At 72.7% G+C, this 13943-nt stretch carries 11 protein-coding genes and 1 pseudogene; 7 read left to right on the top strand and 5 right to left on the bottom strand.

Features of this window, described 5'->3' with window-relative positions:
• Nucleotides 1–46 precede the first annotated feature (46 nt).
• From BN3788_RS14540 to BN3788_RS14550, 3 genes are read left to right on the top strand one after another with little or no spacing between them, the layout of a single operon-like run.
• Nucleotides 47–1648, top strand: coding sequence for a circularly permuted type 2 ATP-grasp protein (locus BN3788_RS14540; protein WP_066587693.1), 1602 nt, complete (start codon nt 47–49; stop codon nt 1646–1648).
• Nucleotides 1642–2571, top strand: a complete 930-nt coding sequence (locus BN3788_RS14545; protein ID WP_066587695.1) for an alpha-E domain-containing protein — start codon at nt 1642–1644, stop codon at nt 2569–2571. Before BN3788_RS14540 ends, BN3788_RS14545 begins: the two co-directional genes overlap by 7 nt.
• Nucleotides 2568–3407 (top strand): transglutaminase family protein, encoded by an 840-nt coding sequence (locus tag BN3788_RS14550; protein WP_066587697.1) that lies wholly within the window; start codon nt 2568–2570, stop codon nt 3405–3407. Before BN3788_RS14545 ends, BN3788_RS14550 begins: the two co-directional genes overlap by 4 nt.
• Here BN3788_RS14550 and BN3788_RS14555 read toward each other — a convergent pair.
• Nucleotides 3391–5562: a putative bifunctional diguanylate cyclase/phosphodiesterase gene (locus BN3788_RS14555; protein WP_066587699.1), complete on the bottom strand. Its 2172-nt coding sequence runs from the start codon at nt 5560–5562 to the stop codon at nt 3391–3393. The two genes, BN3788_RS14550 and BN3788_RS14555, sit on opposite strands and share 17 nt — an antisense overlap.
• A gap of 190 nt (nt 5563–5752) precedes the next feature.
• Here BN3788_RS14555 and lepA point away from each other — a divergent pair.
• Together lepA and hemW are read left to right on the top strand one after the other, a co-directional pair.
• Nucleotides 5753–7580 (top strand): annotated as a pseudogene (gene lepA, locus BN3788_RS14560) (translation elongation factor 4).
• Between the two features lie 6 nt (nt 7581–7586).
• On the top strand, nt 7587–8819 hold the full coding sequence (gene hemW / locus BN3788_RS14565) for a radical SAM family heme chaperone HemW (RefSeq protein WP_066587702.1): 1233 nt from the start codon (nt 7587–7589) through the stop codon (nt 8817–8819).
• Here the strand turns inward: hemW and BN3788_RS14570 are convergent.
• The 3 genes from BN3788_RS14570 to BN3788_RS14580 all read right to left on the bottom strand — a co-directional run bounded on the left by BN3788_RS14570 (nt 8809) and on the right by BN3788_RS14580 (nt 10455).
• Nucleotides 8809–9396, bottom strand: coding sequence for a dihydrofolate reductase family protein (locus tag BN3788_RS14570; protein ID WP_066587705.1), 588 nt, complete (start codon nt 9394–9396; stop codon nt 8809–8811). The genes hemW and BN3788_RS14570 overlap by 11 nt on opposite strands.
• Before the next feature lie 215 nt (nt 9397–9611).
• The gene (locus BN3788_RS14575) at nt 9612–9947 is read right to left on the bottom strand and encodes a DUF4870 domain-containing protein (protein WP_066587707.1); all 336 of its coding nucleotides are present in this window, start codon (nt 9945–9947) and stop codon (nt 9612–9614) included.
• A 115-nt stretch (nt 9948–10062) separates the two neighbouring features.
• Nucleotides 10063–10455, bottom strand: a complete 393-nt coding sequence (locus tag BN3788_RS14580; RefSeq protein ID WP_066587708.1) for a DUF4870 domain-containing protein — start codon at nt 10453–10455, stop codon at nt 10063–10065.
• A 353-nt stretch (nt 10456–10808) separates the two neighbouring features.
• Between BN3788_RS14580 and BN3788_RS14585 the strand changes: the two genes are divergently transcribed.
• Complete coding sequence (locus tag BN3788_RS14585; RefSeq protein ID WP_066587709.1) at nt 10809–11474, top strand: hypothetical protein; 666 nt, start codon at nt 10809–10811, stop codon at nt 11472–11474.
• Between the two features lie 22 nt (nt 11475–11496).
• On the opposite strand, the gene BN3788_RS14590 is transcribed toward BN3788_RS14585, so the two are convergent.
• Nucleotides 11497–12360, bottom strand: a complete 864-nt coding sequence (locus BN3788_RS14590) for a DUF3097 domain-containing protein (protein ID WP_066587710.1) — start codon at nt 12358–12360, stop codon at nt 11497–11499.
• Between the two features lie 63 nt (nt 12361–12423).
• Here BN3788_RS14590 and BN3788_RS14595 point away from each other — a divergent pair, with 63 nt between their 5' ends.
• Nucleotides 12424–13884: an MFS transporter gene (locus tag BN3788_RS14595; RefSeq protein WP_066587716.1), complete on the top strand. Its 1461-nt coding sequence runs from the start codon at nt 12424–12426 to the stop codon at nt 13882–13884.
• Nucleotides 13885–13943: the final 59 nt, after the last annotated feature.

Raw genomic sequence — 13943 nt, forward strand, 5'->3', positions numbered from 1 at the left:
AGCGCGATGTCACACGCGCGTCACACAGCAGGGGTACGTTCCGGTCATGGCGGACCTCTTCGACGACTACCCGGTCGGCCTCGCGTGGGACGAGATGCTCGATCGCGGCGGGGAAGTGCGGCCCGCCTACGGCAACGTGCACTCGGCGCTCGCGCAGCTCTCGGCCGACGACCTGCGCGCGCGGGCCGACGCCCTCGCGCGCTCGTACCTCGCGGAGGGGGTCACGTTCGACCTCGCCGGCGAGGAGCGACCCTTCCCGCTCGACGTGGCGCCGCGCGTGCTGACCAGCCAGGAGTGGGACCAGGTCGCCCCCGGCGTGGCCCAGCGGGTGCGCGCGCTCGAGGCCTTCCTCGCGGACGTCTACGGCCCCCAGAAGGCCGTCGCCGACGGTGTGGTGCCCCGTGGCCTGATCGTCTCGTCCACGCACTTCCATCGGGCGGCCCGCGGCATCCAGCCCCCCAACGGTGTGCGCGTGCACGTCTCGGGGATCGACCTGATCCGCGACGAGGCGGGCACGTTCCGGGTGCTCGAGGACAACGTGCGGGTGCCCAGCGGCGTCAGCTACGTGCTGTCCAACCGCCGCGCGATGGCGCGCACGTTCCCCGAGCTGTTCGCGACGCTGCGCATCCGGCCCGTGCAGGACTACCCCCGCCGGCTGCTCGCGGCGCTGACCGCCGCGGCGCCCGCCGGCGTGGACGACCCGACGGTGGTGGTGCTCACCCCGGGCGTGCACAACAGCGCGTACTTCGAGCACTCGCTGCTCGCGCGGACCATGGGCGTGGAGCTGGTCGAGGGCCGCGACCTGTTCTGCGCGGGCGGCCGGGTGTGGATGCGCACCACCCACGGGCGGCGGCGCGTCGACGTGGTCTACCGGCGGGTGGACGACGACTTCCTCGACCCGGTCGCGTTCCGCTCCGACTCGCTGCTCGGCAGCCCGGGCCTCATGACGTGTGCGCGCGCCGGGTCCGTGACCATCGCGAACGCCGTTGGCAACGGCGTCGCCGACGACAAGCTCGTCTACACCTACCTGCCCGACCTCATCCGCTACTACCTGGGCGAGGAGCCGCTGCTCGCGAACGTGGACACGTGGCGGCTGGAGGACCCGGGGGCCCTGGAGGAGGTGCTCGACCGGCTCGACGAGCTGGTCGTGAAGCCAGTGGACGGGTCCGGGGGCAAAGGCCTCGTGGTGGGCCCGCAGGCGAGCCGGCGCGAGCTCGACGCGCTGCGGGGGCGCCTGGTGGCCGATCCGCGCGGGTGGATCGCGCAGCCGGTGGTGCAGCTCTCCACCGTGCCCACGCTGATCGGCGACAGCCTGCGCCCGCGGCATGTGGACCTGCGCCCGTTCGCGGTGAACGACGGCGAGCAGGTGTGGGTGCTGCCGGGCGGCCTGACCCGGGTCGCGCTGCCCGAGGGACAGCTCGTGGTGAACAGCTCCCAGGGCGGGGGGTCGAAGGACACGTGGGTGCTCGGCGACGCCGCAGCCCGCCGTGGTGGGCCGCGCGAGCATCCGGCGCCCGCCACGCCGCAGGCCCAGGCGGCGTCGCCAGTGCCGATCGACGCCAACCCCACCGACGACCTGCACGCGCAGGCGAGCCAGCAGCAGCAGGCGCTCGCCGAGCGGCCCGAGACGCTGGAGGCCCCGTGCTGAGCCGCATCGCCGAGTCGCTGTTCTGGATCGGCCGCTATGTGGAGCGCGCGGACGACACCGCGCGGCTGCTCGACGTGCACCTGCAGAACCTCCTCGAGGACCCGTGGTCCGAGGAGGACCTCGCGTGCCGCTCGCTGCTGTCGGTGATGGACCGCACCGACTTCCCGCCCGGCGTCCGGGTGGGGCGCGAGCTGGTGCTGGACGTGCTCGCCTACGACCGCCGCGCGCCCGCCTCGATCGCCGGCGCGCTCACCGCCGCCCGGGAGAACGCCCGGCGGGCCCGCGAGACGGTGTCCACCGAGCTGTGGGAGTGCCTCAACACCACCTGGAACCAGTTGCCCGCGCAGGTGCGGCCCGGCCGGCCGCACGACTACTTCACGTGGGTGCGCGAGCGCGCGGCGATCGTCGCCGGGCTCGTCGACTCGGTGACGTCCCGGGACGACACGTGGCAGTTCATGGTGCTGGGCCGCTCGCTCGAGCGCGCCGACATGACGGCGCGGCTGCTCACGACGCGGGCGCTGGCCGGCGCGTCGGGCCCGGGGTGGACCACGCTGCTGCGCTCCTGCGGCGCCCATGAGGCCTACCTGCGGACGTACCGGGGCATCGCGTCCGACGAGCGCGCGGCGGGGTTCCTGCTGCTCGACCGGCTGTTCCCCCGCTCGGTGGTGCACGCGCTGGGCCAGGCGGAGGCGTGCCTGGCGGCGCTCGAGCCGGTGGCGGACCGATCGTCGCTGGAGGACGCGCGCCGGCATCTGGGGCTGGCCCGCACGAGCTTGGAGTACCGCCCGCTGCTCGAGGTCCTCGACGGGCTGCCGATGGAGATGGAACGGGTGCAGCGCGCGTGCTCGGCGGCCTCCGACGCGATCCGTGGCCGGTACTTCCCGACCGGCCACCTGACGACCTGGGTGGGTGAGGCGCTGTGAGCCGGCTGCACGTGGTGCACACGACGGAGTTCCGTTACGCGTCGCCGGTCACGGCCTCCTACAACGAGGCGCGGATGACGCCGCTGTCGCAGCCGGGGCAGGCGGTGCTCGAGTCGCGGCTCGACGTGGCTCCGATGACCTGGTCCCACGAGTACCGCGACTATTGGGGGACGGCGGTGACGGCGTTCGAGGTGCTCGCGCCGCATGAGTCCTTGCAGATCACCGCCGAGCACCGGATCGAGGTGTCGGACCGGCCCGCGCCGCGCCCGCCGTGCTCATGGGACACCCTGGGCGCCCCCGAGCTGCGCGACAGGCTCGCCGAGTTCCTGTCGGACACGACGACGACGCAGGCGCCGCGGGACGTCGCCGAGCTGGCGGCCCGCGCGCGCCACGGCCGCGACCCGCAGGAGGCCGCCGTGGCGATCTGCGACGTCCTGCGCTCCGAGGTCGAGTACATCCCCGGCACGACGTCGGCCCACACCCCGGCCAGCGAGGCCTGGGCGGCGCGCAGCGGCGTCTGCCAGGACATGGCGCACTTGGCCGCCGGCGCGCTGCGCAGCGTCGGGCTGCCCGCCCGGTACGTGTCGGGCTACCTGCACCCACGCGGCGACGGCGCCATCGGCGAGACCCTGCTGGGGGAGTCGCATGCCTGGATCGAGTGGTGGGCGGGCGACTGGCACCCCTACGACCCGACCAACCGCACGCCCGCCGGGCAGCACCACGTGGTGCTCGCGCGGGGCCGCTCCTATGACGACGTGCCGCCCCTGCGCGGGATCTACGCGGGGGCCAGCACCCAGGACCTCGACGTGCGGGTGCGGATCACGCGCGAGTCCTGAGCGCCCGCCGGGTCGCCCCCGCGAGCGGGGAGTGGCCCGGCTCCGCGAGCCCGAGCGCGTGCTCGGGCTCCGGGTGCCCGAACAGCCAGCCCTGCCCGTGCGTCCACCCGTGGGCGAGCGCCAGGCGCCTCTGCTCCTCGGTCTCAATGCCCTCGACGACGCCGTGGCTCGACAACGAGTCGACCAGGGCGGCGATCGCCGTGCTGATCCGGTCGCAGGCGCCGCCGTCGCCCAGCCGGATGGTGAACGAGCGGTCCAGTTTGAGCCCGCGGATCGGGGCCTGCAGCACCGACGACAGCGCCGAGTACCCGGTGCCGAAGTCGTCGAGGACGAGCACCACGCCCAGCTCGGTGAGGCGGTCCAGGTCGGCCCGCGCCAGGTCGGTGGCCTGCAGCACGCCGCTCTCGGTGATCTCGATGCCCAGCCGGTCGCCGGAGACGCCGGCCTCGGCGAGGGCGTCGGCGACCGTCCGGGCGAGGCCCCTGGCGCCGAGGCCCTCGTCGCTGCGGCCGATCTGCCGCGGCGAGACGTTCACGTACACGCGGCCCGGCAGATCGGGGTGGCGGGCGAGGAACGCCACGGCCTCCCGGATCACCCACGCGCCCAGGCCCACGATCAGGTCGGTGTCCTCGCACACCTGGATGAACTCGCCCGGGAGCAGCAGGCCGCGCTCGCGGTGCTGCCAGCGCACCAGTGCCTCGTGTGCGATGACCTCGCCGCTCGAGAGCTCGACGATGGGCTGGTAGTGCAGCACGAAGTCGCCGCGCTGCACGGCGCCGCGCAACTCGGCCTCGACGGAGATCCGGTGCAGCGCCTCGCGGCGGTACTCGTCCTGGTAGACCTCCCAGCGGGAGCGGCCGGACTGCTTGGCCACGTAGAGCGCGGTGTCGGCGTCCCGCAGCACCCGCTCGGCGTCACGGCTGCCGTCGTTCACCGTCAGCCCGGCGCTGAGTCGCGGGAGCACGTCATGCCCGCCGACATGCACCGGCGCGTGGACCACCGTGAGCACTGCGTCGAGCAGCTCGCCCGCGTGCTCGGCTGACGTGACCTGCTCGAAGACGATGACGAACTCGTCGCCGCCCACCCGGGCCACCGTGTCGCCGGGGCGGATGGCGGAGCGCAGCCGATCGGCCACGACCCGGAGCAGCAGATCGCCCGCGTCGTGCCCCAGGGAGTCGTTGACCCGCTTGAAGTCGTCGAGGTCGGCGAACACGACGGCCACATGGCCGGGCGCGTGGCGGTGCTGCTGCAGCGCGTGCGCGAGCCGGTCGAGCAGCAGGCGGCGGTTGGCCAGGCCGGTCAGGTGGTCGTAGAGCGCGCGCCACTCGAGCAGGTCCTGTGCGCGGCGCATCTCGGTGATGTCCTCGAGCTGGTACCAGAGGTGCAGCGGCTCGCCTGCCCCGTCGCGCACGACGGTGACCGTGAGCCGGGTGTGCAGGAGCGTCCCGGCGCCGGTGATGAACCTGCGGCCCATGGTGACCGAGCTCGGTGCGCCCGCCGTCTCGTCCAGCAGCCGGGAGATCTCCGCGCAGCCGGATGCGCGCTCGTCAGGGTGGGCGAGCTCGTCGAGCGTGCGCGTGAGCAGCTCGGCGGGGGTCATGACCAGCGAACGGGCCAGGGCGGCGTTCGCGCGGACCAGTCGCCCGTCGAGGTCGATGAGCGCCATGCCGATCGCGGCGTCGTCGAAGGCGAGCCGGACCATGTCGGCTTGGGCGGCCAGCGCGCGGGCCTGGGCCACCTCGGTGGCCGCGGAGTCGATCGTCACCAGGAGCGCACGGTGCTCGGCGGGCATGTCGACCGGGGCGGTCGTGACCCGCAGCCAGGTGGGCTCGTCGTCCCCTTGGGGGATCCCGACCACGGCGCTGGCGGGCTCGCCGGTGCTCAGGGCGACGGTGGCGGGCAGCTCGTCAGCGGGGACCGGGCGGCCCTCCGGCGACCAGGCCTCGGCGCCGGCCTCGCCGAGGACCACGGCGGCGAGCTCGGCGGGGGCGTCTCCCAGCAGGCCGCGCGCGGCGGCGGTGGCGCCCAGCACGGCGCCATCTGGGGCCACCAGCAGCACGCCCCGGCGCAGCGCGTCGGCCAGCTCTGCCGACAGGGTCAGCCGTGAGGCGGGGGAGGCGGCTCGGGCCTCAGGATGCTGGTCCTGATCGGTCACCCTGTTCGTATCGGCTGTTCGGCGCCGGACATGAAGCACCCGGGGATATTCGTCGAACCGGTTCGGTTCTCGGCTCGGCCGGGCGCCGGATCGGGGATCGGCGCGCGCATGGGACGATGGGGGGCAGTCGTCCCCGTCCTCACGAACCCGGAGCGCACACGTCTTGTCCCCGATCCCGAGCGCCACGAGCATGAAGCGCATCCAGCCGGCCGCGACCCCGCCCGAGCTGCTGCGCAACTTCTGCATCATCGCGCACATCGACCACGGCAAGTCGACGCTGGCCGACCGCATGCTGCAGCTCACCGGAGTGGTCGACTCCCGGGCCATGCGCGCGCAGTACCTCGACCGGATGGACATCGAGCGCGAGCGCGGCATCACGATCAAGTCGCAGGCCGTGCGCATGCCGTGGGCCCTCGAGGACGAGTCGGGCACGCTGACGCCCTACGCCCTCAACATGATCGACACCCCGGGGCACGTGGACTTCACCTATGAGGTCTCGCGGTCGCTGGCGGCCTGCGAGGGCGCGGTGCTGCTGGTCGACGCGGCGCAGGGCATCGAGGCGCAGACCCTCGCGAACCTGTACCTGGCGATGGAGAACGACCTCCAGATCATCCCGGTGCTCAACAAGATCGACCTGCCGGCGGCCCAGCCGGAGAAGTACGCCGAGGAGATCGCCGGCCTGGTGGGCTGCGAGCCCGACGACGTCATGAGGGTCTCGGGCAAGACGGGCGCCGGCGTCACCGAGCTGCTCGACCGCATCGTGCAGCGCGTGCCCGCCCCGCGCGATGATCTTCGACTCCGTCTATGACACCTACCGCGGTGTCGTGACGTATGTGCGCGTCGTCGACGGGAGCCTCAGCCCGCGTGAGCGCATCGTGATGATGTCGACCCGCGCCGCCCATGAGCTCCTCGAGATCGGTGTGACGTCCCCGGAGCCGGTGCCCACCCAGGGGCTCGGCGTCGGCGAGGTCGGCTACCTCATCACCGGCGTGAAGGACGTGCGCCAGTCCAAGGTCGGCGACACGGTCACCAACCAGGCCAAGCCGGCCTCGGACGCGCTGGGCGGCTACTCCGACCCGAAGCCGATGGTCTTCTCCGGCCTGTACCCGATCGACGGCTCCGACTACCCGGTGCTGCGCGACGCGCTCGACAAGCTCAAGCTCAACGACGCGGCGCTCGTGTACGAGCCCGAGACGTCAGTGGCGCTCGGCTTCGGCTTCCGCGTCGGCTACCTGGGCCTGCTGCACCTGGAGATCGTCCGGGAGCGGCTCGAGCGCGAGTTCAACCTGGACCTCATCTCCACGGCCCCCAACGTCATCTACGACGTGACGCTCGAGGACCGGTCGGTCGTCACGGTGACCAACCCCAGCGAGTTCCCCGGCGGCAAGATCATGGAGGTCCGCGAGCCCGTGGTCCGCGCCACGATCCTGGCCCCTGCCGACTACATCGGCGCGATCATGGAGCTGTGCCAGCAGCGCCGCGGCGACCTGCTCGGCATGGACTACCTCTCGGCGGACCGCGTGGAGATGCGCTACCAGCTCCCGCTCGCTGAGATCGTGTTCGACTTCTTCGACCAGCTCAAGTCGAAGACCCGCGGCTACGCCTCCCTCGACTACGACGTCACCGGCGACCAGGCTGCCGACCTGGTCAAGGTCGACATCCTGCTGCAGGGCGAGCAGGTCGACGCGTTCAGCGCCATCGTCCACAAGGACAAGGCCTACGCGTACGGCGTCATGATGACGGGCAAGCTCAAGGACCTGATCCCGCGCCAGCAGTTCGAGGTGCCGATCCAGGCCGCCGTCGGCGCGCGGGTGATCGCGCGCGAGACGATCCGCGCGATCCGCAAGGACGTGCTGGCCAAGTGCTACGGCGGCGACATCTCCCGTAAGCGCAAGCTCCTCGAGAAGCAGAAGGAGGGCAAGAAGCGCATGAAGACCATTGGTCGCGTGGACGTCCCCCAGGAGGCGTTCATCGCCGCGCTCACCTCGCAGCAGACGGAGACCAAGGACAAGAAGTGATCGCCCGTGCCACCTGCTCTTCCTGACGGCGACACCCCGCCGGACGACGGCGCCCTGCCGGCCTCAGCGGCCGTGGGCGCGCAGGACCGGGCGTTCGGGGTGTACCTGCACGTGCCGTTCTGCACGGTGCGCTGCGGGTACTGCGACTTCAACACGTACACCGCCACGGAGCTCGGCGGCGGCGCGAGCCAGGCGTCCTACGCCGAGACGGCGCTGCGCGAGATCGAGCTGGGCGGCCGCGTACTGGCCGGGCTGCCCGGGCGTCCGGTGTCCACGGTGTTCGTCGGCGGCGGCACCCCGACGGTGCTCCCTCCCGGCGACCTGGCCCGCATGCTCGACGGAGTGCGCTCCACGTGGGGGCTGGCGCCGGGCGCCGAGGTGACCACCGAGGCGAACCCCGACTCGGTGACCCCCGAGTCGCTGGCCGCGCTCGCGGCGGCGGGCTTCACCCGCGTGTCCTTCGGGATGCAGTCGGCGGTGCCCCATGTGCTCGCGACGCTGGAGCGCACGCATGACCCGGCGCGGATCCCGGACGTGGTCCGCTGGGCGCGCGAGGCGGGGCTCAAGGTGTCCCTCGACCTCATCTACGGCACTCCCGGCGAGTCCCTCGACGACTGGCGGGCCAGCGTGGAGGCCGCCCTGGCGACGGGGGTCGACCACGTCTCGGCGTACGCCCTCGTGGTGGAGGCCGGCACGAAGATGGCCGTGCAGGTGCGGCGCGGGCTCCTGGACCTGCCCTCGGAGGACGACCAGGCGGCGAAGTACGAGGTGGCCGACGACCTGCTCACCGCCGCTGGGCTGCGCTGGTACGAGGTGAGCAACTGGGCGCGCACCGACGCCGACCGCTGCCATCACAACCTGGCCTACTGGCGCGGCGACGACTGGTGGGGCATCGGCCCCGGAGCGCACAGCCATGTGGGCGGCGTGCGGTGGTGGAACGTCAAGCACCCGCGCGCGTACGCGACGCGGCTCGAGGCAGGGCTCAGCCCGGCGGCGGGCCGTGAGGTCGTCGCGGGCGAGTCGGCTCAGCTCGAGCGGGTCATGCTGGGCGTGCGCCTCGCGGAGGGGCTGCCCCTGGAGGACTTGAGCGCGTCCGCCCGGTCGGCTGTGGCCGGCCTGGTGGCTGACGGGCTGCTCGACGGCGCGGCGGCGGTGGGCGCACGCGGCCCCCGGCGGGCGCTGCTGACCCGGCGCGGCCGGCTGCTGGCCGACGCGGTGGTCCGGGCGCTCACGGACTAGGGCGCGCCTCCTCGTCCACGCGCGTGGGCCGGTATCGCACGGCGACCGCCCCCGACGCGAACTCCTGGCGGTCCACGAGCTCGAGCTGGATGCGCTCGCGCAGACCGGCGAGCAACGTCGGCCCGTGCCCGGTGAGGACCGGCTGCACCAGGAACTCGTACTCGTCGATCAGTCCCAGGTCTGCCAGCGCCAGGGGGAGCGTCACGCCTCCCACCCACAGACCCTCGCCTGGCTCCTCCTTGAGCCGTTGAACCGCCGACCCCACGTCGCCTCGCACCAGCTCGGCATTCCAGTCGACGCCGTCCAGCGTGCTGGAGACGACGTGCTTCTCCGCCCGGTCGATGGCCTCAGCGAAGGGGATCTGCCACTCATCCATCCAGTCGGGCCACGTGCCCGAGGCCGGCTTCCGCCACGCCGACTCCATCATCTCGTAGGTCACCCGGCCGAAGAGCAGGGCGTCGGCTCGCTCCATCTCAGCGGTCCAGTACCGCATGGACTCCTCGTCCGGGGGGAGCCCTGCCTCGTGATGGCAGCAGCCGTCGAGCGTGACGTTGATCGAGTATCGAAGTGGTCTCATCTCGTTGCCCCCTTGATGCGCCCCGCGCTCATCGGACCGTGCGTCGATGCACGGCGCCACGTCGCCTGCCGGCTCAGGGTCGACGACGAATGCCGCCTACGCTGCCCGACGCGGTAGTGGCCGTCCAGTGCAATCGCCATCGATGTGGCGACGGCGCGGGTCCTCCGGGACAGGAAGCGCTGTGGGCCCCCACCGATCGGCGGGGGCCCACAGGCTCAGGAGACCAGGCGGATGTTCACCGGGTAGCGGTACCACTGGTACCGGTTGGCGGCGACGGCCGCGAGGATCATGAAGACGAAGCCGGTGATGCTGACGCCCGCGACCAGCGGGCTGCCGAAGCCGAGGGTCACCATCGCGATCACGATCGATACCGCGTACGCGATGGCCAGGGTGATCTGGAAGTTCAGCGCCTCCTTGGCCTGGTTCTCCAGGTAGGGGCCGCGGCCCTTGAAGACGAGCCAGACCACGAGCGGGGCGATGAACCCGAGGACGATGCCGCCCAGGTGGGCGAGGATCGCCCAGGTCCGCTCCTCGTCGGGGCGCAGGGGGATGGGGCCGTAGTGTGGGCTGAGGCCATGACTTGTAAGAAGATGGGCACTCCGGGGTCGGTCGCGGCTAGGCTCGTGGGCGGCGTCGGATGTGTATAAGGGATCGGCTGGGGGGCGCTCATCGGACCAGTGTCAGGGAGAAGGGGTAGTGGTAGCGGTCGCCACGCTGCACCGCCACGAACGCCAGGATCGAGAACACCAGGCTGAGGATGCCCAGCGCGATCTGGCCGAGGAAGCCCGCCAGCCCGATGAGGGGCATCTGGCCGACGACCCAGCACACCACGAGGCCGATGAGCAGGGTGAGCTGGAAGTTCAGCGCGACCTTCGCCTCGACGGCGATGTGGTTGCTGCGGTCCCGGTACACCAGCCAGATGACCAGCGCCGGGAGCCACCCGATGAACAGGTAGGCGAAGATGCCGCCCAGGTGGGCGAGGGCCGACCAGGTGCGCGCCTCGCTCTCCGAGACGCCTCGGGGGGTGGCCTGCGGCGGTGGGGGATAGTCGCTCGTCATGGTTGCTCCTGCGGTGGCCGGGCGGTCCGGCGTCGGGGGGATCGGGGGCCGTGCGCACCCGGCGCGAGGACTCTACCGAGAGGGCCGCGCCGACGCGGGCGGTTCGTCACGGTGTGGGCGCCTCACGCGGCCGGGCACGACCCGACCGGGCACGACCTCAGGACTCGGCGTACGTTGAGGAACCCGGACGGATCGCTTCCCGGGCCCGTTGCCACGATCCGGCGAGACCACCCGGAGGCCGACGTTGAGCGAGAACACCCCGAGCACCCCGGACGAGACCCCCGCCGACGAGCCGGGGACCCACCGCCCGCGCGGGCAGCCAACCGGGCTACGGCGGCCCCCCACCGCCGACGGTGGGCGACGCGTACGTGTGGGGCTGGCGCTCGTTCGGCGCGAACCTCGGCCCCATCCTCGTCACGGTGATCGCCTACCTGGCCCTGGGCCTGCTGATCTCGATCCTGTGGAACGTGGCGATCTCTATCGGCGACGTCGGGGTCGATTGGAGGGACTACCGCGGGATCGGCGTGGTGGGCGGAGTGGGCGCGTACCTCAGCAGCCTGCTGCTGACGCTCATCGTGCTGTTCGTGACGTATGTGCTGCAGGCGGCGATCGTGCGCGGGGCGCTGGCGATCAGCTACGGGGAGCGGCTCGAGCTGCGCACGATGTTCTCGTTCCCGAGCCTCGGCGACGTGCTGCTCGCGGCGCTGCTGGTGAGCGTGCTGACGTCCCTCGGGTCGTTGGTGTGCGGCATCGGCGCCGTCATCGTGTGGTTCTTCCTGCAGTTCACGCTGTTCTTCGTCATCGACGTGCGGCAGAACGCCATCGACGGCCTGCGCTCGAGCGCGCGGCTCATCACCAAGAACGCCTCGACGATGGTGCTGTTCACCCTCGCGGCGCTGCTGACCCTGCTGATCGGGGCCCTGCTGTGCGGAGTGGGCCTGGTCGTGGCGATCCCGCTGGTGGTCCTCGCGCAGACCTACCTGTACCGGCGGCTGCTCGGCGAGCCGGTCGCGGGCTGACCAGGTCGCGCGGCCCAGGAGGTCAGGGCGCCGTCACGAAGTCGATGAGCTCCTCGACGCAGCCCAGCAGGGACGGCTCGAGGTCGGCGTAGGACCGCACCGACCGAAGGATGCGCTGCCATCCCCGGGCGACGTCGGCCTGCTCCTCCGCGGGCCAGCCCAGCTCGCGCAGGATGCCGAGCTTCCACTCGGTGCCGCGCTCGATGACCGGCCACGCGCGGAGCCCGATCCGCTCGGGGCGCACCGCCTGCCACACGTCGATGTACGGGTGGCCCAGCACCAGCACGGTGCCGGCGGGGACAGTGCGCAGCGCGGCGTCGGCGATCCGCCGCTCCTTGGAGCCGGGCACCAGGTGGTCGACCAGCACGCCCACCCGGCGCCCCGGCTCGGGCGCGAAGTCGGCGAGGGCGTCGGCGAGGTTGTCCACCCCGTCGAGCAGCTCGACCACGACGCCCTCGAGGCGGAGGTCGTCGCCCCACACCTTCTCGACGAGCTCGGCGTCGTGCTTGCCCTCGACCCACAGGCGGCTGCCGCGGGCCACCCGGGCCTGGGCGCCGTGCACCGCCACGGAGCCAGAGGCCGTGCGGGTCGGGCGCGTGGCGGCGCGTGCTGTGACGGGCGCGGTCAGCTCGACGGGCGCGCCATCGACCCAGAACCCCGGGCCGAGCGGGAATGTGCGGGTGCGGCCCTTGCGGTCCTCGAGCACGACGACGTGCTGGCCGCCGGACTTCTCGACCCGGACCACGGCGCCCACCCATCCGGTGGTGACCTCCTCGACGACCAGGCCGAGCTCGGCGGCCTGCGGCGTCGAGGCGCGCGGAGCGCGGTGGTGGGCCGAGCGCTGGGTGCTCGCGAGGACGTCCTGGCCATAGCGGTCGTGAGTCACGCGCTGAGCCTACGGGCGCTGCGGGGCGCTGTGCCGTGCGACCCGTTGTGGTGCACTGGGCGAGTGACGCCCCCTGCCGCCGGCGAGTTCGTGCCGGACCCCCGCCGATGGCGCGCCCTGCAGGTGTGCCTGGCTATCGGCTTCATGACGATGCTCGACGTCTCGATCGTCAACGTGGCGCTGCCGTCCATTGACGCGGCGCTCGGCGCGAGCTCGAGCCAGTTGCAGCTCGTCGTGGCCGGCTACACCCTCGCCTTCGGGCTGGCCCTGGTCCCGGCGGGCCGGTGGGGCGACGCGCGCGGCAGGCGCCGGTTGATGATCGCGGGGCTGGGCGGCTTCGCGCTGACGAGCCTGGGCGCGGGGCTGGCGCCGACGGGTGGCGCGCTCGCCGTCATGCGGCTGCTGCAGGGGCTCAGCGCGGGGGTGCTGAACCCGCAGATCACCGGGCTGATCCAGGAGCTGTTCCGAGGCCCAGAACGGGCCCGCGCGTTCGGGGCGTTCGGGGCGACGATCGGGATCTCCACGGCGATCGGCCCGCTGCTCGGCGGGGTGATCATCCAGGTCGCCGGGAGCGAGACGGGGTGGCGGTGGGTGTTCATCGTCAATGTGCCCGTCATGGCCGTGGTGCTGCCGCTGGCCTTGCGGTGGCTGCCGCGCACACGGCCGCACGGCGCCCCGCGGTCCGACCCCGTCGGGCTGGCGCTGATCGGGCTGACCACTGTCGCGCTGATGCTGCCCCTGGTGACCACCACCGGCCTGGGCGACGACCCCGCGCGCTGGTGGTGGTGGGCCGTGGCCGCGGTGGTGGGGACGGCCGCCGTCGTCTGGGAGCGCCGCTACCAGCGGCTCACCGGCGCCGCGGTGCTCGACCCCGCGGTGCTGGGCCAGCCCTCGTTCCGCAACGGCGCGCTGCTGGGCTTCGCCTACTTCGCGGGCTTCACCGCCATCTTCCTGGTGATCACGCTCTACCTGCAGAGCATCCTGGGGTACACCGCACTGCAGGCGGGGCTCGTCGGCATGCCGTTCGCCATCGCCTCCGCCGTCTCGGCGGCGCTGTCCGGGCGGCTGGTGGTGCGGCACGGGCGGCGCCTCGTGGTGGTGGGCCTAGTCCTGGTGCTCCTGGGCCTGGCCGGGACCGACCTGGCGTTCCGCACACTCGACGCGTCGACTGTCGGTTGGGTGGTGGCCGCCACGCAGCTCGTCACGGGCGCCGGCAGCGGCCTGGTGATCGCCCCGAACCAGACCCTCACGCTCGAACGGGCCCCGGTGGGCTCGGCGGGCGTGGCGGCGAGCATGCTGCAGCTCGGCCAGCGCGTCGGCTCCGCGCTCGGTGTGGCGGTGAACGTCGCCGTGTTCTACGCCACGCTCGCCGCGGGCGGATCGGGCGGCCTCGCTGTGGGGCGCGCGCTGATGGTCACGTCTGCGCTGGTGGCGGCTGCGCTGGTGGTCGCGGTGCTGGACCTGCGCACACGCTCTGCGGGCGCCTCGGAGAGGGGCGGTCCACCGGCTCCGGCGACCGCGTAGAATTGGCACTCGTGCCCCAGGAGTGCTACCCCTGCCACCCGCGAGGCGCCCGGAGGTGA

Origin of the sequence: Cellulomonas timonensis (assembly GCF_900046455.1) — a bacterium.
In the GTDB taxonomy this organism is placed as follows: Bacteria; Actinomycetota; Actinomycetes; order Actinomycetales; family Cellulomonadaceae; genus Cellulomonas_A; species Cellulomonas_A timonensis.

Excerpts from the sequence above, each read along its gene's own strand:
- BN3788_RS14540 (WP_066587693.1), top strand. The coding sequence starts at position 47 with ATGGCGGACCTCTTCGACGACTACCCGGTCGGCCTCGCGTGGGACGAG.
- BN3788_RS14580 (WP_066587708.1), bottom strand. The coding sequence starts at position 10,455 with ATGACGAGCGACTATCCCCCACCGCCGCAGGCCACCCCCCGAGGCGTC.
- BN3788_RS14570 (WP_066587705.1), bottom strand. The coding sequence starts at position 9,396 with ATGAGACCACTTCGATACTCGATCAACGTCACGCTCGACGGCTGCTGC.